Origin of the sequence: Glutamicibacter sp., assembly GCF_050701915.1 — a bacterium.
Taxonomy (GTDB): domain Bacteria; phylum Actinomycetota; class Actinomycetes; order Actinomycetales; family Micrococcaceae; genus Glutamicibacter.
In genome coordinates, this window is sequence record NZ_JBOGEG010000028.1 from 26,843 (window position 1) to 50,589 (window position 23,747).

18 protein-coding genes are annotated in these 23,747 nt (G+C 60.6%); 12 read left to right on the plus strand and 6 right to left on the minus strand.

The genetic code is table 11. The features are described from left to right. The first annotated feature begins 5 nt into the window (after window positions 1-5). Entirely contained in the window at window positions 6-992 is a 987-nt protein-coding gene (locus ACRDT3_RS14585) for an acyl-CoA thioesterase (RefSeq protein WP_431493659.1), read from the plus strand. Continuing rightward, window positions 989-1,597 carry a phosphoribosylanthranilate isomerase gene (locus ACRDT3_RS14590; RefSeq protein ID WP_431493660.1) on the plus strand — a complete coding sequence of 203 codons (609 nt, stop codon included), beginning with the start codon at window positions 989-991 and terminating at the stop codon, window positions 1,595-1,597. The genes ACRDT3_RS14585 and ACRDT3_RS14590 overlap by 4 nt, the downstream gene beginning before the upstream one ends. 203 nt (window positions 1,598-1,800) lie before the next feature. Here the strand turns inward: ACRDT3_RS14590 and ACRDT3_RS14595 are convergent, their stop codons facing one another. Then, window positions 1,801-2,352 carry an acyl-CoA thioesterase gene (locus ACRDT3_RS14595; RefSeq protein ID WP_431493661.1) on the minus strand — a complete coding sequence of 184 codons (552 nt, stop codon included), beginning with the start codon at window positions 2,350-2,352 and terminating at the stop codon, window positions 1,801-1,803. 149 nt (window positions 2,353-2,501) lie between these two features. Here ACRDT3_RS14595 and ACRDT3_RS14600 point away from each other — a divergent pair, with 149 nt between their 5' ends. The 4 genes from ACRDT3_RS14600 to ACRDT3_RS14615 all read left to right on the plus strand — a co-directional run bounded on the left by ACRDT3_RS14600 (window position 2,502) and on the right by ACRDT3_RS14615 (window position 6,664). Beyond that, on the plus strand, window positions 2,502-3,872 hold the full coding sequence (locus ACRDT3_RS14600; protein ID WP_431493662.1) for a sensor histidine kinase: 1,371 nt from the start codon (window positions 2,502-2,504) through the stop codon (window positions 3,870-3,872). Further along, entirely contained in the window at window positions 3,869-4,534 is a 666-nt protein-coding gene (locus tag ACRDT3_RS14605; RefSeq protein WP_431493663.1) for a response regulator, read from the plus strand. Before ACRDT3_RS14600 ends, ACRDT3_RS14605 begins: the two co-directional genes overlap by 4 nt. 79 nt (window positions 4,535-4,613) lie before the next feature. Continuing rightward, window positions 4,614-5,495 carry an ABC transporter ATP-binding protein gene (locus ACRDT3_RS14610; RefSeq protein ID WP_431493664.1) on the plus strand — a complete coding sequence of 294 codons (882 nt, stop codon included), beginning with the start codon at window positions 4,614-4,616 and terminating at the stop codon, window positions 5,493-5,495. Continuing rightward, a complete protein-coding gene (locus ACRDT3_RS14615; protein ID WP_431493665.1) occupies window positions 5,492-6,664 on the plus strand; it encodes an ABC transporter permease in 1,173 nt (390 codons plus the stop codon). Before ACRDT3_RS14610 ends, ACRDT3_RS14615 begins: the two co-directional genes overlap by 4 nt. A gap of 59 nt (window positions 6,665-6,723) precedes the next feature. On the opposite strand, the gene ACRDT3_RS14620 is transcribed toward ACRDT3_RS14615, so the two are convergent. The 4 genes from ACRDT3_RS14620 to ACRDT3_RS14635 all read right to left on the minus strand — a co-directional run bounded on the left by ACRDT3_RS14620 (window position 6,724) and on the right by ACRDT3_RS14635 (window position 11,931). Further along, window positions 6,724-8,097, minus strand: coding sequence for an amidase (locus ACRDT3_RS14620; protein ID WP_431493666.1), 1,374 nt, complete (start codon window positions 8,095-8,097; stop codon window positions 6,724-6,726). 95 nt (window positions 8,098-8,192) lie between these two features. Next, entirely contained in the window at window positions 8,193-9,476 is a 1,284-nt protein-coding gene (locus ACRDT3_RS14625; RefSeq protein ID WP_431493667.1) for a M20 family metallo-hydrolase, read from the minus strand. Window positions 9,477-9,513: 37 nt separating this feature from the next. Beyond that, entirely contained in the window at window positions 9,514-10,860 is a 1,347-nt protein-coding gene (locus tag ACRDT3_RS14630) for an MFS transporter (RefSeq protein WP_431493668.1), read from the minus strand. A 162-nt stretch (window positions 10,861-11,022) separates the two neighbouring features. Continuing rightward, window positions 11,023-11,931: a LysR substrate-binding domain-containing protein gene (locus ACRDT3_RS14635; RefSeq protein WP_431493669.1), complete on the minus strand. Its 909-nt coding sequence runs from the start codon at window positions 11,929-11,931 to the stop codon at window positions 11,023-11,025. 95 nt (window positions 11,932-12,026) lie between these two features. Between ACRDT3_RS14635 and ACRDT3_RS14640 the strand changes: the two genes are divergently transcribed. Further along, window positions 12,027-12,626, plus strand: a complete 600-nt coding sequence (locus tag ACRDT3_RS14640) for a hypothetical protein (RefSeq protein WP_431493670.1) — start codon at window positions 12,027-12,029, stop codon at window positions 12,624-12,626. Window positions 12,627-12,699: 73 nt separating this feature from the next. On the opposite strand, the gene ACRDT3_RS14645 is transcribed toward ACRDT3_RS14640, so the two are convergent. Continuing rightward, window positions 12,700-16,218, minus strand: coding sequence for a bifunctional proline dehydrogenase/L-glutamate gamma-semialdehyde dehydrogenase (locus tag ACRDT3_RS14645; protein ID WP_431493671.1), 3,519 nt, complete (start codon window positions 16,216-16,218; stop codon window positions 12,700-12,702). Window positions 16,219-16,451: 233 nt separating this feature from the next. On the opposite strand from ACRDT3_RS14645, the gene ACRDT3_RS14650 reads away from it, so the two are divergent. From ACRDT3_RS14650 to ACRDT3_RS14670, 5 genes are all read left to right on the plus strand, one after another. Further along, window positions 16,452-17,414, plus strand: a complete 963-nt coding sequence (locus ACRDT3_RS14650) for a LysR family transcriptional regulator (RefSeq protein WP_431493672.1) — start codon at window positions 16,452-16,454, stop codon at window positions 17,412-17,414. A 135-nt stretch (window positions 17,415-17,549) separates the two neighbouring features. After that, complete coding sequence (gene putP, locus ACRDT3_RS14655; protein ID WP_431493673.1) at window positions 17,550-19,055, plus strand: sodium/proline symporter PutP; 1,506 nt, start codon at window positions 17,550-17,552, stop codon at window positions 19,053-19,055. Between the two features lie 174 nt (window positions 19,056-19,229). After that, complete coding sequence (locus ACRDT3_RS14660) at window positions 19,230-20,633, plus strand: NAD-dependent epimerase/dehydratase family protein (protein WP_431493674.1); 1,404 nt, start codon at window positions 19,230-19,232, stop codon at window positions 20,631-20,633. A gap of 226 nt (window positions 20,634-20,859) precedes the next feature. Next, window positions 20,860-22,485, plus strand: coding sequence for a biotin carboxylase (locus ACRDT3_RS14665; protein WP_431493675.1), 1,626 nt, complete (start codon window positions 20,860-20,862; stop codon window positions 22,483-22,485). Further along, on the plus strand, window positions 22,475-23,710 hold the full coding sequence (locus ACRDT3_RS14670) for a serine hydrolase domain-containing protein (protein ID WP_431493676.1): 1,236 nt from the start codon (window positions 22,475-22,477) through the stop codon (window positions 23,708-23,710). Before ACRDT3_RS14665 ends, ACRDT3_RS14670 begins: the two co-directional genes overlap by 11 nt. Window positions 23,711-23,747 lie beyond the last annotated feature (37 nt).

Consider the following 23,747-nt stretch of genomic DNA (forward strand, 5'->3'; position numbering starts at 1 on the left):
AGTGCATGAGCACTCCGGAGCTGAAACAACGTCCGCATTCTGTCACCTTGCGATTCCTCGCCGCACCGACCGACGTCGATGTCACCGGGATTGTTCCTGCGGGCACCGTGCTGGAGTGGGTCGACAAGGCCGCCTACGCTGCAGCGGTGGGATGGTCCTCCAGCTATTGCGTCACCGCCTATGTAGGCAATATCCACTTCGAAGACCCGATCCACTCCGGGGATCTGGTGGAAGTCACCGCTTCGGTGGTGTACACCGGTACCAGCTCCATGCACATTCATACCGAGGTATCCTTCAGCGATCCGCGCGAATTGCGGCCGGTGAAGTCCAGCAGCTGCCTGGTGATTTTCGTAGCCGTCGGCGAGAATGGCAAGCCCACTCCGGTCCCGGCGTTCACCCCGGGTACGGCCAAGGAAATCGCCATGCGTGAAAGTGCGTTGGCGCGCATTGAGATCCGCGAGCAGATAGTCGCGTCCATGAATGAACAGGTATACACCGATGAGGGTACCGCCGAGCGCATTACCCTGCGCTTTTTGGCGGCGCCCACCGATGTGAACTGGGGCGGCAAGGTCCACGGCGGCATCGTGATGAAGTGGATAGATGATGCCGCTGAGCTATGCGCTGCCCGCTACTGCCAGCAAGAAACCGTCGCGGTATTCTCCGGCGGGGTGCGCTTCTACCGTCCGTTGCTGATCGGCCACCTGGTAGAGGTCGAGGCTCGCCTGGTCTACACCGGGAACAAGGGGATGCACATTGCCGTGCATGTGCGCTCGGGCGATCCGAAAACCACTGACATGCAGCTGACGACCTACTGCCTGACCGTAATGGTGACCCGCGATGAAACGGGCACCGCTGTTCCGGTGAAGCCATGGGTCCCCGTCACTGATGAAGACAAGCGGCTGTGGAATCACGCACGCGACTTGTTGGCCATCCGCGCCAACGCGCCTGGCGGTTACACCCCAATCCATATGTCCAAGGAGAACGCCCAGTGAGTGCAGCGAAGCCCTTCGTAAAAGTTTGCGGCTTGTCCACGGCCCAGGATGTGGAAACCGCTGTCGCCCATGGCGCTGACGCCATCGGGTTCGTGCTGACGCCAAGTGCCCGTGAAATTTCCGTGCACCGGGCCGCCGAATTGGTGAAGGCAGTTCCTGCAGGCATTGCCACCGTGGCGGTTTTCCGCAGCGAGGAGATCCAAGCGGTGCTGGAGCATGCCGCGCAAGCCGGCGTGAGTTGGGTGCAGCTGCACGGACAGCGCACGGCAACGGATGTAAGCGCCGCTCATGAGGCCGGGTTCAAGGTCATCCGCGCGGTGCGGCGCAACGACCCGGAAGAGCAGTTTGCCGATTGGGGCGAAGATCTGCTGCTCATTGACGCCTCGGTACCCGGCAGCGGCGAAAGCTGGGATTATGCGGCAGTGAAGGATCTGGCCGCTGGGCGGCGCTGGCTGGTGGCCGGCGGGCTTTCCGCGCAGAATGTGGCTGATGCCCTGGCTGCGTCCAGCGCCTTCGGCGCCGATGTCTCCTCCGGGGTGGAGTCCTCCCGCGGTGTCAAGGATCCCGAGCTGATCGCCATGTTCATTGATGCGGCCAAGGCTTAGCCGAAGCAGCCGCTGCATGCTCCGCAGGCTTCGCCAAACCCCGCACATCGAATCCCCCGGCAGGGCGTTCGCGCCAGTTGAGAGTGCCTGGATAGCGGGGTTTTCGTTCAGGATTCATGTCCCGCCGGTACCGCTGCCGCGGTGCATTGCCCCAGCCCGGGCCATGGCAGCGCTGTTCCCAGGGGTTCCGCGTGCTGGTTGATTCAGCGGATCCAATTGTGCGGGGCAGGCTTGCGGGTGCTGGGCAGCGCGCCGTCTTCACGCCACTGGTGCAACCACTCGGGCAGCACCATATCTGTTGGCAGCTCCAAGCCGACTGCGGCCAAGATTTCCTCATTGGAAACCGCACCCTTTTTGGAGGTCATCCGGGTGGCCACATAGGCGCGAGCGTAGATCTCGCCCTTCACGACGATGCGCTGCTCGAAGAAGATGCACTTGTCGTCCATGCCGATCAACCGGGTCTCCTGGGAGAACTTGGTTCCCAGGCGTACCGATTTGCGGAAGGTGATGGTCTCGGTCTGCACGACCGGGACCCATTTATTCTTGGACATGATGTCCCAGACACCTGAGCGGAACATCAAGTCAAAGCGCCCGAGATCGAAAATCGAGAAGTACATGCCGTTGTTGATGTGGCCGGCAAAGTCGATATCGGTCAGCGTGGCACGCATGCCCACTGAGCTGGTGTCGAACATGGACAGCTTGGACGCCTTCTTGCTGTTCAGGTAAACCATGAGGATTCGGAATATCATGTGCATACCATCACATTACTGCTTAGTAACCCTTCTGCCTAGCGCATTTCCTCCCGGGTCAACGCCAGGCGTAATCCTTCCGGCTCATGCCCGGAAAACCGCAAAACGGTAAAGTCGATTTCAATGCCTGGCCAACGAAATGATCAAGGAGCACCATGCGTCGACTCCCCGAACTAGTGCACCGGCGGCTCCCAACGCTGCCACCGGTGGATTGGGAACGTCCGTCTCCGGATAAGAAGAGCTTGCGCCGCGATGCTGTCGTCGCATCGGGCTTCCTTCTCCTGGCGCTGACCATGCACGAACTCTCGCTGTCCCTGACCGAGCAAGAGAACGCGCCTGATCGTCTCCTCGCGTATCTCGTGCTGGCATCCCTGATCGTGCCGCTGATGTTCCGCCGGCGCTGGCCCATTTCAATGATGCTCATCGGTTCGGCTGCATTCGTGGGTGCCGGAAGCGAAAATACCTACCAAGTCGGCATGGAGCTCTGCGCACAGCTTGCCTATTTCATTGGCATCTACACGGCGGTCACCTGGTCGAAGAACCGCAGGGGCATGTGGACCGCTATGAGCGTGGTGCTGTTGTTCATGGCCACCTGGGTGATAATCACCTTCTTCACCTCTGATTTGCTCAAGGCCACCGGCACAGCAATGGTCCAGGAACCAGCAGGCGTCCTCCCGACGCCCACGGCTTTCATCTTCTACAACCTGCTGATGAACCTGTTGTACTTCGGCGGCGCGATCTTCTTGGGCATGGTCAGCTGGACCAACGCCTACGCCAGTCAAATAGTGGAAACCCAGGCTCAGCGCATTGCCGATCAGTCCCAGCAGCTGGCAGACCGTGCGGTCAATGAGGAACGGCTGCGCATCGCCCGCGAGTTGCACGATGTCATTGCCCACCACATTGCCTCGGTGGGAATCCAGGCCTCGGCCGCCCGCATGGTGCACGAGCGAGATCCCGAGCAGTCAATTGAACTGATGCGCGGCATTGAATCCTCGGCACGCAGCGCAGTCAGTGAAACGCGGGCACTGCTAGGCGTATTGCGTGAGCATGACGGTCCGGGCGATGTGCCGAACTCCACTGAGCGGGCACGCAACCCCGAACCATCCATGGCGCAGCTGGATGAGCTGATCAGCGCGAATGAGCGGCAGGGACTGAGCATCCAGCTCTCTCGCGATGAACACCAGCCCGGCTTCATTTCTGCCCTGCCAGCCGGCCTGTCGCTCGCGCTCTACCGCATCAGCGGCGAGGCTTTGGCCAATGTCCGTGCGCATTCCACGGCCCGCACCGCCACCTTGTCGCTGCGTTCGGGAACCGATGCGGATGGCGCATGGATAGAAGTCGAGGTCACCGACAGCGGCCGTCCCCGGCCAGATTCCGCCGGTGGCGGCTACGGCCTGCGTGGCATTCGCGAACGCGCCAAGCTGCATCACGGGCTGGTGGAAATCGGTCCGCGCATTCCGCATGGTTGGCGTACCCGAGCCCGGTTGCGCGTGGTTTCCGACGCGGCAACTAGACTATCAACATGAGCAAAATTACCGTGGTGATCTGCGATGACCAGTCGCTGATCCTCTCGTCGTTGAAATTGATCTTGCAAACCGATCCGCAGATCCAAGTCATCGGCACAGCGGACAACGGCCACGCGGGCCTGGAAATGGTTCGCGAGCTGAACCCCACGGTGGCGCTGATGGACATCCAGATGCCGCAGATGGACGGCATCGAGGCCACGAAGCTCATCGCCAGCACCACGCAGACCAAGGTCATCGTGCTGACCACTTTCAACCGCGACGACTACCTCTTTGATGCCATGGACGCCGGTGCCAGCGGTTTCCTGCTGAAGAATGCAGAGCCTGAAATGCTGGTCACCGCCGTGCACCAGGTAGCCGCCGGCCACGGGTTGCTCTCCCCCGAAGTCACGCTCAAGCTCATCCAGCGTGGCACCGGGGCGGTCCCTGCCACGGATTCGGCAGCCGCAACTACCGAGGCCCAGCAGCTTGGAACACTCACCGAACGCGAACGCCAGGTACTCTGCGAACTGGCCCAGGGCAAGAACAACCAGGAAATCGCCGCGGTGCTCTGCCTGTCGGAGGCCACGGTGAAAACCCACCTGTCGAACCTGTTGGCGAAGCTGCACCTGCGCGACCGGGTGCAGGGTGTCTTATTCGCCCACCGTGCCGGACTCATCCAATAGTTTCATTCCTCAGACGGAGCGCAGATGCGGCTTCCTTTCCTAAGCTGATGAGTAGAAACATTACTTGGCAGAGGAAAACATGCTTGAGCTACACGATGTGTCACGGTCATTTGCACAGAATTTGGTGCTCGATGACGTCAGCTTCACCGTACCTGGCGGCGCGCTAACCGGATTCGTTGGTGCCAACGGTGCCGGCAAGACCACCACCATGCGCATCATCATGGGATTGCTCGGCGCCGATTCCGGTTCTGTTACGCTCAACGGCCTCACGCTCGATGGACCCACGCGCCCCAATTTCGGCTACATGCCCGAGGAACGCGGCCTGTATCCCAAGCAACCGGTCATTGACCAGCTGGTCTACCTTGGACAGCTCCATGGCATATCCCGCCCCGGGGCACGCAAACGAGCCATGGAACTGCTGGCCCGTTTCGGCTTGGCTGACCGCGCCAAGTCCAAGCTCGAATCCTTGTCCCTGGGCAACCAGCAACGCGTGCAAGTCACCGCAGCGCTGCTGCACGAACCCGACGTGCTCATCCTCGACGAGCCTTTCAGCGGCCTTGACCCGATCGCGGTAGACGCCATGAGCTCCATCCTGCGTGACTATGCGGCGCGTGGTGTTCCGGTGCTTTTCTCTTCGCATCAGCTGGATCTGCTCGATGTGCTGGTGGACCATCTGGTGATCATCCAGCACGGCAAGATCCTCGCAAATTCTTCGGCTGCAGGGCTCCGTGCGACGCAGGCTTCCCGGCACCGGTTGTCCCTGGGCTCCGACACGGGGTGGCTGCGCAATGAACCGGGCGTCACCGTCATCGATATTTCAGGTCATGAGGCGTTGGTGAATTTCGATTCCGAATCAGATGCCCAACGCGTGCTCGCCACCGCCATGAGCCGCGGGCCCGTCGCAGAGTTCGCGGTCCACCGCCCTTCGCTGGCCGATATCTACCGGGAGATCATCAAGTGAACACCTCCACAGCTCCATGGCTCATTGTTGCCCTGCGCGAAGTCGAAACCAAGCTGCGCGACAAGGCTTTCATCGTCAGCACCATCGTTACCGTGCTATTCATCATTGGCTCAGTCGCCGTTACCGGTTTCCTCGCAAATCGCACTTCCAATTTCGCCGTGGCGGCCACCGATGATACTAGTTTCCAGGTGCTGGAGCAGGTCATCCAGGATCGTCCCGAAGACGTGGAATTGAGCATTTCAAGGCTCACCGCGGAACAGGCCGAGCAGCAATTATCCGCTGAGCAGCTGAACGCGACCTTGTCCAGTTCCGATGATGCGCAGGAATTCACGCTGACCGGTTTCAACGAGGTCGACCAAGAACTCAGCTCCCTGGTCCGCGAGGCAATGAAATCGGTGATGGCCGATCAGCTGCTAGCCGAGGCCGGTCTGGAATCAGCGAGCCTGCCCGATAACGAGAACCTCGTCCTCGACCAGCTTCATGGCGATTCCGAACGATCCGCAATGGTCAGTGTCATGGCCTTGGTCTTCTCCTTCCTCTTCTACATGGCCGCGTTCCTCTTCGGCATGCCCATAGCCAACTCGGTAATTGAAGAGAAGCAAAACCGTGTGGTCGAGATCCTGGCCAGCACCATTCGCCTGCGCCAGCTGCTGGCGGGAAAAATCGTCGGAAACGTCATTCTCGCGATGATCCAGCTGCTGGCCTTCCTCAGCATTGGCTTGCTGGCTGCCTACCTCTCCCCGATTCAGATCCCCTTCCTCGGAATTGTCACCCAGGTGGCCGGGTGGTTCGTGGTGTTCTTCTTCGGAGGTTTCCTGCTTCTTGCCGGGATCTGGGCGGCCTTGGGCTCCTTGGCTACCCGCACCGAGGACCTGCAGCAATCCAGCGGACCGGTGGTAGGGCTCTTGATGGCGGTCCTGTTCATCGGGTTGTATGCCAAGGGCAGCTTCCTGGTGATCGCTTCCTACATCCCCATCGTCTCCTCGGCGGCGATGCCTATCCGCTTGCTCTCGGGCGAGGTAGCGGTCTGGGAACCGATTCTTTCCTTGGTAATTCTCCTGGCAGCCTGCTGGCTCGTGCTGCTGTTCGCGGAGAGGATCTACCGCCGGGCAGTGATGCACACCGGTGGCGCGCTGACCTTGCGCAAGGCCCTGAAGCTTGAGCTCTGAGCTAGCAAGAAAAAGGTGGGGACCGGTTCTGTGAACCGGTCCCCACCTTTTCCCTGGGGTTAACTGGTCAGTGTTCCTTCCAGTGCTGGGTATGGATTGCTGCTGGAAAATTGGATGACTCGTTCCATAGCGAGTGCAGTTTGGAATACGGTCTTTTCATCCCATGGCTGGCCGACAATCTGTATTCCAATCGGAACGTTGGCTTCTCCCACACCGCACGGAAGATTCATCACCGGTCGATGATTGGCGATGTTGAAAGGACTGGTCATATGACCCTCCCAATAGTGCTTGAGCTTCCGTCCTGCCGCGCTGATCCCATCCAGGTAGTCTCCGTCGGCCCGCAGCCAGTCGACTGCGTTCGTCGGGCAAAGCAAGACATCCACGCCTGACATTGCCGTGTTCAATTGCTGATTGAACCGTGCGTCCAAGCGAAGCGAATCGACCAATGGCGTTGATTCTGCCTGGGCCAATGCGTCGGCAATGAATTGATCGGTATAAGCGGCTCTCGGATCTTTCGAGTCGCCGATGATCTGGGTCATCGCTGGGGCAAGTATTTGGCCGAAGTGGGCAAAGCTTGTTTCCCTGACCTGATCCGTCGTCCAGGGCAGGTCGACTTCTACAATGTTCGCGCCCAGATCCCGCAACCGCTCGATCGTCGAGGCGAACGCTGCGGCCACCGATTGGCTTACCGGGTAATTGCCCAGTTCCAGGGACACCCCGATCTTCAATCCGGCGAGAGACGCTTCTTCAAGTTGGGGGCTGGGATTTGTCGGTCCCCAAGAGTTCGAATCGGCCGGGTGCGTACCGCTGATGATTGATGACATGAGCAGAACATCCGCGACGGTTCTTCCCATTGGCCCATCGCCTCGGTAGCGATCAGCGGCCAGTTCCCCAGCCCCGGGGATCCTTCCATACGGTGCCTTATACCCAACGGTGCCGGTAAAGGCGGCCGGGATTCGGGTTGATCCTGCAATGTCCGAGGCGGTAGCCAACGTGGTAAATCCGGCCGCCAGCGCTGCACCCGATCCCCCGGATGATCCGCCCGGTGACATTTGGGGGTTCCAAGGGTTGCGCGTGACTCCCCAGATCGGAGAGTGCGTTACAGTGGCGCAGCTGAACTCGGGACTTGTCGCCCGCCCGTGGATAATGGCTCCGGCAGTTCGGAGCCGTTCGATGATCGGATGGTCGACGTCAGCAACGAACTGTTTCTGCGAAAGCAGCCCCATCGAAAGGCTGTGCCCGGCTAGCCCGTGTTTCTCCTTTGCGACGACACTGATGCCTAACAATGCCGGCAGCTGTTGCACTTCATTTGCGCGACGGGCTTTGGCGTACGCTTCCGTAGTTCTGGCTGCTTCCGCACGAGCTTCGGCTTCCATGGTCTCGGTCAACGCGTTGATTTTCTCGACCCCGCGGTCCCGGTCGGCATTGATCAATTCGAGCTGTGCTTCAAGCACCTCCGCCGGAGAGATTTCTCCGCTGCGGAAAGCTGGTAATTGTTCCGTGGCACTGAGGTAAGCCAGATCAGCCTTCATGCGGGAATCCCATGAATCGAGTTGCTCTCATTGCCAGCAAGTGCCGCGTTTTCCTCCAAAGCACCGAAGATCATTTCCCAGCCGATCTCAGTGAGGACTTCCAATCCATGGATCATGTCGTCGTCTGTAGAGAATTCTCGTTCGCAATGGCTAACGCCGTCGATTGAGGGAATGAAGAGCATGACCGTCGGCACGATTCGGTTCATTGCAACCGAGTCATGCCCAGCCATCGTGCGGATACGACGAACGCTCTTGCCCAGATTAGCGGTCGTTTTCTCGGCTAATTCAAGCCCAGACTCCGGATAGTACTGAATCTCTCGAACATCGAAATCATTGACGTTGATCCTGATGTCGTGTTCGCGGGCAATCTCCGCAATTTGCCCAATCAGAATCTGTCGCGCCCGCAGGACGTCGGCTTTCAACTCGGCGCGAAGATCAGCAACCAAGTGCACTCGACGGGCTACGACAATCGGGGAATTCGGTTCCAGCGTCATTTGCCCGACCGACGACACGATGCTGCCCTCAGCAAAGTGTTCTACGACGTCGTGGACTTTCAAGATCACCTTGCTCGCAGCAACAAGTGCGTCATGGCGATCGGCCATGGCCGTTGCACCGGTATGGGATTGTTCCCCGAGTACCTCGACGTCCAGCTTCTGCGTGTGCCAAGAAAAGTCGACGGCTCCGATGCTGATCGATTCCCGTTCCAGGATGCGTCCCTGTTCGATGTGGATCTCCGCATAGCCTGCAACTTCTGGACGCTGGTCGTGGCCGAGGTATCCAATAGATTCCAGGGCTTCTGCGACGCTGACTCCCGCCAGATCCCGGGTTTGCAGCATCTGTTGTTCGTCCATGGACCCCACGAACACTGAAGAGCCCATGATGGACGGGGCGAACCGGCCGCCTTCTTCATTGAACCAATTGACTACCCCAATGTTGAAGACCGCCTGCTGGGATTCCGCTTTCAACCTTGACTCGATGGCCTTGGCAGCGTGCAGGCCTGCGAGGACTCCATAGGCACCATCGAAGCGTCCACCCAGTGGTTGCGAATCCAAGTGCGATCCCAGCAATATGTACGGGGCGCCTGGCGTAAGTTCGATCAATGCGAACATGTTGCCAATAGTGTCGACACGAAGTTCCCAACCGTGCTCCCGAGTGAATCGCGCGAACCAATCTCGACTGAGTTTGTCCTCGGGAGTCGCTGCCTGCCGATCGACACCGTTTTTCTCCGTTGCTCCGAATTCGGCAACGTGGTGGAAGTCAACGAGAAATTCGTTGTGCATGGTGAATTCCTTTCTGTGAAGCTAAAGTTCGATGCTTTTACTGGCCGGTAGCTGGCGAGGACTTGGCATATAACGGGTGGGTTTCTGGCACCGGGGTGAAGACCAGCAGGCACAGCACGATAAGTGCGGCTGCGGCCATGTACACGCCTGGAATCATCGCGATACCGGTGCCCGAGACCAACCACGTTCCGACAAATGGAGCAGTGCCGCCAAAGATCGCGTAGGCAACGTTGTAGCTGATGGCTGAGGAAGTGTATCGAGTTCTAGTGGTGAAGATTTCCACGAAGAAGGTGTAGCAACCGCCGCCGTATATGCACATGGGGACCACAAAGAGCAACTGCCCGATGATTGCCAGGGCGAGTGATCCGCTGGTGACCAGCATGAAGCATGGAATGCTGAGTATCATCAGTGCCGCGGAACCTGCGATAAGCATCGGCTTACGTCCGTAGCGGTCACTGAACCGTCCGCCAATAGGCAGCAGGACCGCGTAGCTGGCCATGGCTACGGCGTTGGCCACTAGCGACATTTCCAGGCTCAGGTTTCCGGTTACCTGGACATAGGACACGAAGTATCCGGAGAGGAAGTAGAACCCCATGGCTGTCAGCGCCATGACGAAGATGACCTGGAGCATCCGAAGCTTGTTCTGTGCGAATGTCTGTCGCAGAGGACTGTATTCCTTGTGCTCGTTCTTCTTGAGCACCTGCTGGAAGGCTTCCGACTCTTCGGTTTTGGAGCGAATCCAAAGGCCGAAAAGTGCTAGCGGGAGTGCGAGCAGGAATGGTATGCGCCAGCCATACGACGCGAAGTTTGCGGGGTCCATCGTTGTGGACAGCACCAGGATCAGGGTGCCGCCGATTACCGATGGCAATGCGGTTGCTGCCAGCGTGATGTTCAGCCAGAAGCCTCGTTTATCAATTGGCGCATGTTCAAAGACGAAGGCTGGTGCACCGACAGATTCGCCGCCAGCCGAGAATCCCTGGATCAGTCGGCACAGCACTAGAAGTGCTGGAGCCAGGGCGCCAATTTGCGCGAAGGTCGGCAACAGTCCGATAGCGAATGTTGCCAGGCCGATGGTCATCAAGGTGATGAACAGGACCTTGCGGCGGCCGAGCTTGTCTCCCAGCACGCCGAAGAACATTCCGCCAAGTGGTCGCACGAAGAAGGCGACTCCGAAGGTCGCGAACGTAGCGAGCAGGCCTGCCAGCGGGCTGTCTGATGGGAAGAAGAGTGCTGAGAGCGTGACTGCCGACAAACCGTAGAGCGTGAAGTCATAGAATTCGATGAACTGTCCGATGCTGCCACCGGCCAGCACACGGCGCTTCTGTTTCATGTCGGATTGCGTCGTGGACGGCACAGAGCCGGCATCAATGCTATTCAGGGTCACGAGTCTGCCTTCTTTCGGGCTAAGCTCCACCGATTTCTCAGGAAGCGGCTGGGGAAGGAGCGGACGAGAAGTCCGGCCTCTTAGTACTCAACGATCTGTGATCCACGCCATATCGTCCAACGCAAAAGTTTTATTAGCTTGATCGTTAAAAGCGATCAGCTATTACCCGTCATTCAGGATCTCGCCCGCAAGGTCGGCAAACGCCCGTGCTTTTCGCGTCATCTGCATTTCCTTCGGATAGGCGACGACAATTGAAATAGGAATAACCGGATCCCTGATTTGCAGTGGCACTACAGCTCTGCCGGTATATGTCAGGTCATGCGACAACCGCCGATTGAGAACCGAATATCCCAACCCCATGGCCACATAGGAGCGGACAGTCTCGTATCCGGAAACCCAATACGCCACATTTGGTTGCAGCCCTAACGACGAAAAGAGCTTGAGAAAGTACTCTCTTGAATGCTCTTGATCAAGCAGAACCAGGGGCTCGTCAACGAGCTCTTCAAGCGATACTGTGCCGTTGCCTTGCGCCAGCGGATGCTCATGAGCCACGATGACGTGCGCACCTAGCCGGTCGACCTGGTCCATCGAAAACTCTGCCCCGACGCCGAGGTCATACATGAGCGCTAATTCGCACTCGCCCTTGCGCAAGGCATCGAGAACTTGTTGTTGCTCGCCTTCAATGAACTGCAGTTCAATACCGGGAAATTTCGATTTGAATGCTGCGAGCAACCGCGGAGCAACGAAGGGTGCCAACGGCGCGAAAATACCTACGCGCAACCTTCCGCTAAGTTCATGGCTTGCCCCGCTCAACGACGAGTGCAAGATCTCCGCATTTTCCAAAAGGTTCCGGGCACCTGCCACGAGCCGTTTCCCGTCCTCGGACAGATTCAAAGCACGGTTTGGCAAACGCAGGAACAGCTGCACGCCCAAGTCGTGTTCCAAGTGGTTGATGGCGGCAGATAATGTCGATTGCGAGACATTCAAGGACGCTGCTGCGGCACGCATGTTTTCGAATCGAGCAACCTCAATGAAATACCGCAACTGGATCAGAGTGAATGAACGCGCCATGCAAGTCATCCTAGCCACTGCAATGGCCTACTAATCGGTACTCCATTAGGGCGAAACCAAGAAGATGCACAGCCAGCGTCATTAGACTTGGCTAAGTGAGCGAAGAAAAACCCTTGTTGCATCTGCCGGCCCGCCTGATCATTGTTTGGCTGGTGCTGATCGTTGGCATCACCGGATCCACGCTGCTGTCCACCGCCGACTATGTCACCGGCGGCAGCCTGCTCTCCCTGATCGCCTTATGGGTGATCAGGCTCGTGGCGATCGGCAGCTTCTGGTTGCTCGAAGCGCGCAAGGACACCAAAGTCTTTGCGATGCTGCTGGTCCTGCTTTCGCTGGTCCTGGATATCCTGCTGAAGCTGCCGGTGCTGGACACCGTGGAGTATGGCGATTGGTTCTTGGTCTCCGCGCTGGATCTGAGCGGGATGTACACCGGCTACTTCACCGTATGGGGACTGGCCCTTCCGGTGCTTTCGCTGGTCGGCTGGTTCGTCTTGCGTCCCCGGAAGCTCGCTGGCTGGATCGTCGGCCTGCTCTCCGCGGTGGGCTTGGGATTCGCGGCCCTGTCGGTGGCTGGTTCGGCCAGCGGATCAGTATTCGCCTTCACCCTGGTGACCTTGGCGCGCTACATTCTTCCGGCGGTCCTCTCCGCCACCGCAGATTTCCTGGTCGCTAAGCTCAAGGATCGCAAGAAGTAGGAGTTTTCAGGCAAAAAGCAGTGGCCAGCATCCACATGAATGGATGCTGGCCACTGCTTTTTGCGCTTGCTGGCTAGATCAGCGAATCACTGAGGTGATTCGGGGTGCCGAAGCGGTGCGCGGTGATGGATACCGCCTGCTCATGCAGGAACGGAAGCATCTCCACACGGCCGGCTGCGGTGACTGGCGATCCGTAGATGGCCACATCAGGCTTGCCGTTGGTTGCCTCTGCGACTGCCTTCATCGAGCCGCCGATCAGGCGGATGCGGGCAGCGGACTCGGGGCCGGTCTTCGCAGCCAGCTTCGCCGCACGGGCGGCGAAAGCCGCAACGTCTTCGCGCACCACGGTGACCGAGTTCTCGGCCAACAGGTTGCGCACGCCCAAGGGCAGCTGCACGTCAGCGGAGAAGATCACCCGGGAACCTGCGGTAACACCGGCGGCAACTACGCGCAGCGCCTCGGCCAGGCCGTGGCCGCTGGTGGCTTCTTCGAAGCGCACGGTCACATCAACGGCGCGGTATCGGAAGATGTTGCGTTCGGCGATCAGACCCGAGCGGTCCTTGGCCTGGTTGAACTCGTTGTTCCACCACAGCTTGTCGCTGGCCAGTGCCGAGCCCAGCCACTGGGCCTGCTCCGAATCCAGTTCTGCGGTGTTCAGCAGGCGCTCGTCGAATGCCGAGAGCGCTGCGCCCTGCTTGGCGGGGGCATCCACCCAGGAGCCCATGCCGACCAGGTAGTTCGGGCCGCCGGCCTTGGTGCCTGCGCCGATGGCCGACTTCTTCCAGCCGCCGAAGGGCTGGCGCTGCACGATGGCACCGGTGATGCCGCGGTTGGCGTAGATGTTGCCCGCCTGGATGTTCTCCAGCCAGTAGCCCATCTCCGCCGAATCCAGCGAATGCAGGCCCGAGGTCAGGCCGTAGTCCACCTCGTTGACGATTTCTGCCGCTTCTTCCAGGGTTTGCGCGGTCATCACGCCGAGGATCGGGCCGAAGTATTCGGTCTTGTGGTATTCGCTGCCGCGGGCCACGTCGTAGCGCACGCCCGGTGAGTACAGCTTGCCCGAGTCATCGAGCTGCTTTGGCTCGATGGCCCAACGCTCGTCAGCGCCCAGGGTGGTCAGGCCCCGCTTGAGCTTTTCGCCCGGCTCGCCGATCAATGGACCCATCTGGGATTCTGGGTTCCACGGGTAGCCGACCTTCAGCGACTTCACCGCATCGATCAGCTGGTTGTTGAAGCGCCGTGATTCAGCCACCGAGCCAACCAGCACCACCAGCGAGGCAGCCGAGCACTTCTGGCCGGCGTGGCCGAAGGCCGACTGCACGACGTCGCGCGCGGCCAGGTCCAGGTCGGCATTCGGGGTGACGATGATGGCGTTCTTGCCGGAGGTCTCTGCCAGCAGCGGCAGGTCCTTGCGGAAGGAGCGGAACAGTTCCGCGGTCTCGTAGCCGCCGGTGAGGATCAGGCGGTCCACACGCTCATCGGAGACCAGCTGCTGGCCCAGGGAGCGGTCGCCCACGAAGACCAGCTGCAGCACGTCCTTCGGCACGCCGGCATCCCACAGGCACTGCACCATGACGGCACCCACGCGGGCGGCCTGGCTGGCAGGCTTGATGATGACCGGGGAACCGGCGGCCAGGGCCGAGAGGGTGGAACCGGCCGGGATCGCCATTGGGAAGTTCCATGGCGGGGTGACCACGGTCAGCTTCGACGGGACGAACTTCGCGCCATCCACGGCATCCAGTTCGCGGCCCTGTTCCGCGTAGTAGTGCGCGAAGTCGATGGCCTCGGAGATTTCCACGTCGCCCTGGTCAATGGTCTTGCCGCATTCGGAGCCCAGGACCTCGAGCAAGGTGGCGCGGCGCTCCTCGAAGAGCAGGCCGGCACGGTGCAGGATCTGCGCGCGCTTGCCCGAGCCCAGCTGCTGCCAGCCGGCAGCGGCGTCCACGCCCATGGCGATGGACTCGTCGAGCTCGCCGGCACTGTTCAGGGTGTTGTTCTTGACCAGTTCCTTGCCCAATGCAGATTCCTGCATCTTGGCCAGGATCTCCCGTCCCCAGGCCCGGTTCTGGTCCAGATCCGGATCGGTATCCGGGGTGTTGAAGAATTCGGTGGAGCCGTCGGCGAAACCGGCCACGCGCGTGCTCAGCGCCGGATCCTCGACCCGGCGGTCCTGTACGCGGTGCGGGGCAGGGACCACATTGGTCATGGCTTCCAGGGAAGCGAGGAAACGGTTCTTCTCGCGTTCGAACAAGGTCTCGTTCTTGGACAGCTCGAAGACTGCGGACATGAAGTTTTCCTGGCTGGCTCCCTCTTCGAGGCGGCGGATCAGGTAGGCGATGGCCACGTCGAATTCCTGCGGGTGCACCACCGGGGTGTAGAGCAGCAGCGAGCCGACTTCCTTGCGCACCGCTTCGGCCTGGCCGGTAGCCATGCCCAGCAGCATCTCGAATTCGATGCCGTCGGTGACGTTGCGCGACTTGGCCAGCAGCCAGGCCAGGGCCACGTCGAAGAGGTTGTGCCCGGCGATGCCGATGCGGATGTTCTTCACATGTTCCGGGCGCAGCGCGTATTCCAGCACGGACTTGTAGCTGGTGTCCGAGTCCTGCTTGGTGTGCCAGGTGGCCAGCGGCCAGCCGTGGATGTCCGCTTCCATGGTTTCCATTGGCAGGTTGGCGCCCTTGACCACGCGGACCTTGATCGGTGCGCCGCCCTCGGCGACGCGGGCTGCGGAGAATTCCTGCAATTCGATCATTGCGGACAGGGCATCTGGCAGGTAGGCCTGCAGCACGATGCCTGCAGGCAGGTCCTTGAATTCCGGCTTGGACAGGATCTTGGTGAAGACCGCGATGGTCAGCTCCAAATCCTTGTACTCTTCCATGTCCAGGTTGATGAATTTCTTCTTCGGGCTGTTGGCAGCCAGCTCATACAGCGGCTGCAGCTTTTCCACGATGTGCTCCACGGCTTCATCGAAGGCCCAGTGGTTGTGCGGTGCGACGGTGGAGGAAACCTTGATCGATACGTAGTCCACGTCATCGCGTTCCAGCAGCTTGATGGTGCCGCCCAGGCGGCGTTCGGCTTCGCCTTCGCCGAGGATGGCCTCGCCGAGCAGGTTGACGTTCAGATCCACGCCCTCGCGCTTGATCTTGGTGATCGCGCCGCCCAGCTTGGCATCCGAGGCGTCAATGATCAGGTGGCCGACCATCTCGCGCAATACCTTGCGGGCGATGGGAACAACTACCTGCGGCAGAACTGGGGCCATGGCGCCGCCAACTGCGACGGCCTTGCGCATGTACCAAGGCAGGAAGCCTGGAACCATTGGAGCCAGCTGCTTGAGGTTGGCTGCCGCGACATTCAGGTCTTCGGGGCGGATCACGCCATCGACGAAGCCTACGGTGAAGTCCAGGCCCTTGGGGTCCTTGAGCACGCCGGCCAGGCGGGCCGCGGCAGCATCTACAGGGTATTCGGAAGCTTCGGTGAGCCAGCGGCGCACCAGCCTAATGACGTCGTCAGCAAGTTCGGCCGGCGAGGTGAGCGGGTTGCCGTTGGCATCTAGTGCGGCTGGCACTACGTGCTGGGTGGAGGTGAAAGACACTGGTGGTCCCTTCGATGCAATTCGTACTTGTGGTTCGGCACCGAACGCTGATTTCGTTATGGCTAATCCGGTGTTCCGCTGTCGCCAGTGAACCGCCAAGAAAAGCTGTGTGCAAGATCGAGTATGAACCTATATTGTCTTAAGCAAAAGTGAACAAAACCGAAGATCTTCGTTCGGTTTTGCCAAAGTGTTTAGACTCCGTGAGTCCCCATTAACTGAATGGCAGGAAATCCGTGCTTGAACTGAGAAGATTGCGCTTGCTTCGCGAGTTGCATATCCGCGGAACCATTGCCGAGGTGGCCGATGCGCTGAGCTATTCTCCCTCCTCCGTATCGCAGCAACTGAGCCAGCTGGAAACCGAAACCGGAGTGGAGCTGTTGCGGCGCACCGGGCGCACCCTCAAGCTCACTCCCCAGGCGCAGATCCTGGTGGCCCACACCGAAGAACTGCTCGACTCCATGGAGCGCGCCGAAGCGGATTTGTCCGCGGCCATGTCCACCGTCTCTGGAACCGTCCGACTAGCGGTTTTCCAGACCGCGATGCTTCGCCTCATGCCACCGGTACTGCGCGAACTGCGCACCAAGCACCCCAACCTGCGGGTGGAAATGAGCCAGCAGGAACCAGCCGACGCGCTGAATGAAACCAGCAGCCGAAGTTTCGATTTGGTGGTCGCAGAGCAATATTCGGGGCACTCTGCACCGCATTACGACAACCTCGATCGACGTGTTCTGACTCACGATCCGATCCGCCTGGCCTTGCCGGCACGAGGAGCGGCCGGAAACGCCGAATTCGACCGCGTGCACACCCTGGAGCATGCCAACTCCATGCCCTGGGTGGTGGAGCCAGCGGGCGCCGCCAGCCGGCACTGGGCCCTGCAGGCTTGCCGGCTGGCAGGGTTCGAGCCGGACTTGCGCTATGAAACCGCTGATTTGCAGGCTCACGTGCAGTTAGTCGCCTCAGGCAACGCCGTGGCGATGCTCCCTGAGCTGGTGCTGCGCGACCAGCGCGGCAGCCTGCGCACGGTGGATCTTCCCGGCTCTCCCGAGCGCACCATCTTCACCGCCATGAGGCATTCCTCCACCCAGTCCCCGGCCATCCGCGCGGTGCGAAAATCGCTGCACGCGCAGCCCGGTATGAGTGATGCAAGCAACTCCGCGATTTTGGCTACCCCCGCAGACTTCGATACGGTCGACTAGATAACAGAATGATCACAGACCAAATGGCACCCGGCGACAAACCGGAGAATTAGTGCCATAGTGGTGACTCGCACCACAGAAATCCGCGCCTATGGCGGCTGAACAAGCCGCAGGCACAAACGGTAATGAGGAAAAATGTCCGACCAGACTTTCCAGATGATTGCGATCGCAATTTACATGGCCGCGATGCTTGGCATCGGCTACATTGCATATCGCCGCACCAACAACATTGACGACTACATGCTGGCCGACCGCGGCCTGAAGCCATGGGTCGCAGCGCTTTCCGCGGGCGCATCCGACATGTCCGGCTGGCTGCTCATGGGCCTGCCCGGCGCCATCTACCTCGGCGGCTTGCACGAAGCATGGATCGGCATCGGCCTGCTGATCGGCGCATGGCTGAACTGGAAGTTCGTCGCTCCGCGACTGCGCTCCTACACCGCGATCTCGCAGAACGCCATCACCATCCCGAGCTTCTTCGAAAAGCGCCTGAAGGACAACAGCCACCTGCTGCGCATCGGCGCATCGGTCATCATCCTGGTGTTCTTCACCTTCTACGTTTCCTCCGGCATGGTTGCCGCCGGCAAGTTCTTCGAGGCTTCCTTCGGCTGGCCATACCTCTCCGGTCTGCTCTTCGTCGGCTTCATCACCTTGCTCTACACGCTCTTCGGCGGCTTCCTCGGAGCCTCGCTGACCGACATGGTCCAGGGCGTGCTGATGTTCGCGGCCCTGATTGCCGTGCCAATTGTCGCTGCCATCCGCATCGGGGATATCGATTCCCTGGGATCGAAGATCAGCGCTGTGAACCCGGACGCCTTCAATCTGTTCTCGTCCTTCAACGACAACAGCGCCATCCTGGCCGCCGTGGCCATCTTCTCCACCGCCGCGTGGGGCCTGGGCTACTTCGGCCAGCCGCATATTCTCGTGCGCTTCATGGCGCTGCGCACCCCGGGCGAGGCGAAGACCGCACGCCGCATCGGCATCGGATGGATGTTCCTGACCAGCGTGGGCGCCGTATGCACCGCACTGATCGGCGTTGCCCACTTCGCCAGCGAGCCACTGGACAAGTCCAGCAGCGAAACCGTATTCCTGCTGCTCAGCCAGATCTTCTTCCACCCGCTGATTGCCGGCCTGGTGCTGGCAGCGGTACTGGCGGCCATCATGTCCACCATGTCCTCGCAGCTGATCGTCTGCTCCTCCGCGCTGGTGGAGGACCTGTACAACATCACCGGCCGCAAGGCCTCGCCCAAGGCCCTGGTCAATCTGGGCCGCTCCGGCGTGCTGCTGGTGGCCATCGTCGCCGTGCTGCTGGCATTGAACCCGAACTCCTCCATTCTGGACTTGGTCGCGTTCGCCTGGGCCGGCTTCGGTGCAGCCTTCGGCCCGATCGTGTTGCTGTCGCTGTACTGGCGCAAGCTGACCGCCGTGGGCGGTTTCGCGGGCATGGTCACCGGTGCAGTCGTCGTCTTCGTCTGGGGCAACGTCGATGCCCTGGCAAGCAACATGTACGAAATCGTTCCCGGATTCATCGCCGCACTGGTTGTTGCATGGCTGGTTTCGCGGGCAACTCACCGCCCGAATCCAACCGTCGATGCCGAGTTCACCGAGATGGAAAAGGAAGTCGGCGCGAAGGTTACCGTCTAGCCAACGCCCCTGTTCAAAGCTCCCTTGGTCCGCACGGGCCAGGGGGGCTTTTCCCTTTCCGGGACCTTGGCATAACAGTTCGGGCAGGCTTCTATGTCTATGCCGACTAAGTGCCCCGGGCACAGTAGCCTAGGATTATGGCCGAGGAACCGAGCTGGAAGGAACTATTCCAAGATGAGCACCACGAGTAAATTCACGCACTGGCAGCGCACCGAGTCCCAGTTCCTAGCCGCCGAACCGCAGGCCGTCTACTCGATCGTGGGCAACCTGTCGCAGACCGGCCAGTGGATGAAGAGCTTCGATGGCTTCGTCGTGCATGACGACCAGCGCGGAGTGGGCACCAAGGTCGATCTGCTGCCGCCGGGCAAGTTCTTCGGCCCGTTGCACCGCAGCACCGCCCCTTCGGGCTCCATCACCCGGCGCAACCAGGACACCCTCATGGTGGAGTTCACCCAGCCGCAGCCGGCCGGTGAAATGGTTTTGCGCTGGCAGGTAGAGCCGCATGAGCACGGATCCGTGCTGCGCTTCACCGCAGAGCTCAACGGCCCGGGCACCACAGCTTTCAAATTCACCGTGGCCAACGCGCTATGCAAGGACTTCGCCATCGCGGCGGCCCGCCTGTACCGGATCATCGCCCCCAGCGCGCACCGCAAACGCGATGCCCATGTGGTGATCTCCGGCGGGCGCGGTTTCCTTGGCCGCAATCTCGTCGCCGATCTGGTCTGCCGCGGAATTTCCGTATCGGTGCTGACCCGCAACCCCGAGAATGATTTCCCCGCTGAGCAGTACAGCTGGGACGGCGTCCACCAGGGTGCTTGGGCCAATGTGCTGGCCAGCAAGAATCCGGTGCACCTGGTCAACCTGGCCGGCGAGCGCGTCGACAAGCGCAACACTCCGGAGATTATCGCAGCGCTCACCGACTCGCGCGTGGCCTCCACCAAGACCCTGGCCGAAGCCGCAGCCGCGGCACCCCAGCTGGCCACCTGGATCCAGGCCAGCACCACCGCCATCTTCGGTGATGCCGGCGAGGAAGAGTTGACCGAGTCCAGCCCCGTTCCCAGCGATCAGCGCGCCCTGCCGGAAATGACCGGGGTCGCTTCGGCATGGGAGCAGGCCTTCGCCGAAGCGGCGGTCAATGCCAAGCAGCGCTACGTCTTGCGCACCTCGCTGGTGATGCACCCCGATGCTCCCCTGCTTGGCCCGCTGAACCTGCTGGTGAACACCGGCATGGGCGGTCCCATGGGTGACGGCAAGCAGTGGTTCAGCTGGATTGGGCTGGAAGACTGGCTGCGCTTGGTCCGTTGCCTGCTCGGCTTCGAAGAGCCCTCGATCCCTGCCGGCCTGGTCCATGCCACCTGCCCGAAGCCGCTGCGCAATGCCGAGGTCATGGCCGCCCTGCGCTCCATCGCGGGTCTGCCTGGCCTGCCCACCGGTTCGGTGCTGCCCAAGATTGGCGCGGCGGTCATGGGCTCCAACGCCCGGGTCGCGTTGACCGGCCGCAAGGTCACCAGCGAAGTGCTGCAGCAGGCCGGATTCGAATTCCAGCAGCTGGATTTCGTCTCGACGGTGGCTGGCTAGCCGCCGCCAGCTAACGCAATAAGGAGTAACCTTTACCTCGCTTTGAGCCCGCATTTGCCCTTGCATGCCAAGTCACAGGCCGCAATGGCGGGTGCGGGCTCAATGTTCACCACGCGTTAAGCAGAACGTGTGCCGTTGCTTACGATCAGCGCTGAGCATGAAACTGTCACGCATTGCGCCGTGCCATCGCCCTTCTTCGGACAGTTTCAAAGGACATCTGCACATCATGGCCAACATTCTTGAAGCCCACGCCCCGGCTTCTCGCCACCGCATGCCCAAACCCAGCGATCTCGACAAGCTGCGCCACAAGGCGCGCACTGTCACCGATCAGCTCAGCGCCAACGTCGCGGTAGACGCCGCCTACAACGAATCCGAACCCGCGAATCTCCCGGCCAAGGTCCTGCGCATGGACCGCAAGCTGAAGAACATGAGCGAAGTACGCCATTTCTTCCGCACCAACACCACCCCGATCTTCTTCCTCGGCGCCACCCCGGTCAATTTGCTGGGCCTGGACCGCTGGGTCCGCAAATTCAGCTACATCACCTACTACGATGGCTGGGACGGTCACCACCCGCGGGTCTTCACCCCCGCCGAGAAGCCCTATGTCGATTTCCAGAGCGCGGAAGAGATCAACAACTGGCTGCTGGAGAACTCCGAGGTCCGCGAATACATCGATGCCCAGTGCACCCCGGGCGGTCCCCGGCCGAAAATCGCGATGGTCTTCTTCGACGAGGAAACCGAAGCAATCTGCGAGGAATTGGGCTACGACCTGATCCTGCCCTCGGCCGCGTTGCGCACCGAGCTGGATTCGAAGATCGTCACCACCAAGCTGGGCAACGCCGCCGGCGCGCCATCGGTGCCCAATGTGCTGGGCACAGCGGATAACTACGACGAGCTCATGGAGCTGGCCGAGGACGCCGGCCTGGGCAAGGACCTGGTAGTCCAAACCCCCTACGGCGATTCGGGCAAGACGACCTTCTTCATCGATTCCAAGGCGCAGTTCAAGGCGCATTCCAAGAACATCATCGGCGAACAGCTGAAGGTCATGAAGCGCATCAACAACCAGCCGGTGGCCGTTGAAGCCGTGCTGACCGAATGCGGAACGGTGGTGGGCCCGATCCTGACCGAACTGTCTGGCTACAAGGAATTGACCCCGTACAAGGGCGGCTGGTGCGGCAATGAGATGCATCCGGATGTGGTCACCGATTCGCAGCGTTCGCGCGCCATCGATCTGGTCCGCAAGGTGGGCAATGGCCTGAAGGACACCGGCTACCGCGGCTTCTTCGAGGTGGACGTGCTGGTGGACACCGACACCGACGAGGTGTACCTGGGCGAACTGAACCCGCGCATCTCCGGGGCCAGCGCCATCACCAACGTTACAGCCGGCGCCTACGCCGACGTGCCGCTGTTCCTCTTCCACCTGCTTGAATTCCTTGATGTGGAATTCGAGCTGGACGTTGACGAGATCAATGCCCGCTGGGAAGAGATGAGCGGGGCCGATGTCTGGAGCCACATGATCATCAAGGAAACCGATGACATCTTGCAGTACATCACCCATGCCCCACGCACCGGGAACTACTACCTCGATTCGCGCGGCAAGCTGCAGTTCTCCCGTTCCGCCCTGGACTGGCACCAGCTGCAGACCCACAAGGAAGCATTCTTCCTGCGCATCTACGGCGTAGAGGATTACCGATGGAAGGGAGCCGATCTTGGGGTCCTGGTCACCAAGGCCAAGCTGCAGTACGAAGGCAAGAAGAAGACCAAGCTCAGCATCGATGCCAAGCACTTCATTTCCTGCATCCGATCCCAATACAAGGGAATTGACGTTCCGCCATCAGAGCATGGCAACTGAAGCGACTGATGCCGCCGGGCACATGGCGGCTAACTTGGCAGGTCCTCCCAGCAAGGCGCTGAACATCGCTACCTGGCAGTACCCGCAGAATATCAAGCGCTCATTCCAGAACATCGCCAGGATCCATCCCACCGTGAAGGTTTCGCGCGGCGATGGCCCGATCGTCAAGCTGCACCTGGCCGAGGAGAAGCTGGGCAAACTGGAAGTCGCCAAAGCGAGCATTACCGACCCGGCACAGACCGTGCGCGGGGTAATGCACGCGACGAATACCGACGCCGTGCTGGTCATGCACAATGGACGGATCCTCTGGGAGAAGTACTACAACACCATGACCTCGCTGACCGATCATCTGCTGATGTCGGTCAGCAAGACCCTGGTGGGCAGCTTGGCTGGCGCGCTGGTGGACGCCGGAAAGCTGGATACCGAGCAGGCGGTTACGACCTACGTACCGGCCTTGGAACGCAGCGGCTATGCCGGTGCCCGCGTGCGGGACCTGCTGGATATGCGCTCCGGGATCAAATTCTCCGAGGAGTACCTGGATCCCAATGCCGAGGTGCGCCAACTGGAGGAAGCGATCGGCTGGGCCCCGTCGCGTGGCGGCATCGGGCCTATCGGGATGTACGAGTTCTTGCTGACCTTGCAGGCCAAGGGACCGCACGGCTCGGTTTTCGAATACCGTTCCTGCGAAACCGATGCCCTGGGCTGGGTGCTGGAAGCCGCCGGAGGCGCCCCGCTGCAGGAACTGCTTTCGGACTACGTCTGGTCCAAGCTCGGTGCCCAGCAGGACCTGGTCATGGGCATTGACCAGTTCGGCACCGGAATGTTCGATGGCGGCTTCAACGCCTGCCTGCGTGACTTGGCGCGTTTCGGCCATCTCTATGTCAATGGCGGGCGTGCGCTGACCGGCAAGCAGGTGCTCTCCGAGGCATGGATTGCCGACACCTTCGTCACCGACCCGGCGCTGGTCCAGGCATTCGCCCAGTCCCCTGGCGATAACATGATGCCCGGCGGGCACTATCGAAACCAGATCTGGTTCCCGAACCCTGCTACCGGGGCCGCGGTGGCCCTGGGCATCCATGGCCAGATGATCTACATGGATCCGGCGACCAACCTGGTTGCGGTCAAGCTTTCCAGCTGGCCGCTGCCGCAGGATGCTTCCAAGCTGTTCCCGACCATCCGTGCGTTCGAGGCGATCTCGGCGCATCTGGCCGGACGGAAAATATAGCCTTCGGGCGGCTTGGGACCAAGGCCCTGGTTCGCGC

What these genes read in the sequence shown, in the direction of transcription:
- ACRDT3_RS14665 (WP_431493675.1), top strand. Translation starts at nt 20,860, where the DNA reads ATGGCCAACATTCTTGAAGCCCACGCCCCGGCTTCTCGCCACCGCATG.
- ACRDT3_RS14670 (WP_431493676.1), top strand. Translation starts at nt 22,475, where the DNA reads ATGGCAACTGAAGCGACTGATGCCGCCGGGCACATGGCGGCTAACTTG.
- ACRDT3_RS14610 (WP_431493664.1), top strand. Translation starts at nt 4,614, where the DNA reads ATGCTTGAGCTACACGATGTGTCACGGTCATTTGCACAGAATTTGGTG.
- ACRDT3_RS14635 (WP_431493669.1), bottom strand. Translation starts at nt 11,931, where the DNA reads ATGGCGCGTTCATTCACTCTGATCCAGTTGCGGTATTTCATTGAGGTT.
- ACRDT3_RS14605 (WP_431493663.1), top strand. Translation starts at nt 3,869, where the DNA reads ATGAGCAAAATTACCGTGGTGATCTGCGATGACCAGTCGCTGATCCTC.
- ACRDT3_RS14600 (WP_431493662.1), top strand. Translation starts at nt 2,502, where the DNA reads ATGCGTCGACTCCCCGAACTAGTGCACCGGCGGCTCCCAACGCTGCCA.
- ACRDT3_RS14625 (WP_431493667.1), bottom strand. Translation starts at nt 9,476, where the DNA reads ATGCACAACGAATTTCTCGTTGACTTCCACCACGTTGCCGAATTCGGA.
- putP (WP_431493673.1), top strand. Translation starts at nt 17,550, where the DNA reads ATGTCCGACCAGACTTTCCAGATGATTGCGATCGCAATTTACATGGCC.
- ACRDT3_RS14585 (WP_431493659.1), top strand. Translation starts at nt 6, where the DNA reads ATGAGCACTCCGGAGCTGAAACAACGTCCGCATTCTGTCACCTTGCGA.
- ACRDT3_RS14660 (WP_431493674.1), top strand. Translation starts at nt 19,230, where the DNA reads ATGAGCACCACGAGTAAATTCACGCACTGGCAGCGCACCGAGTCCCAG.
- ACRDT3_RS14595 (WP_431493661.1), bottom strand. Translation starts at nt 2,352, where the DNA reads ATGCACATGATATTCCGAATCCTCATGGTTTACCTGAACAGCAAGAAG.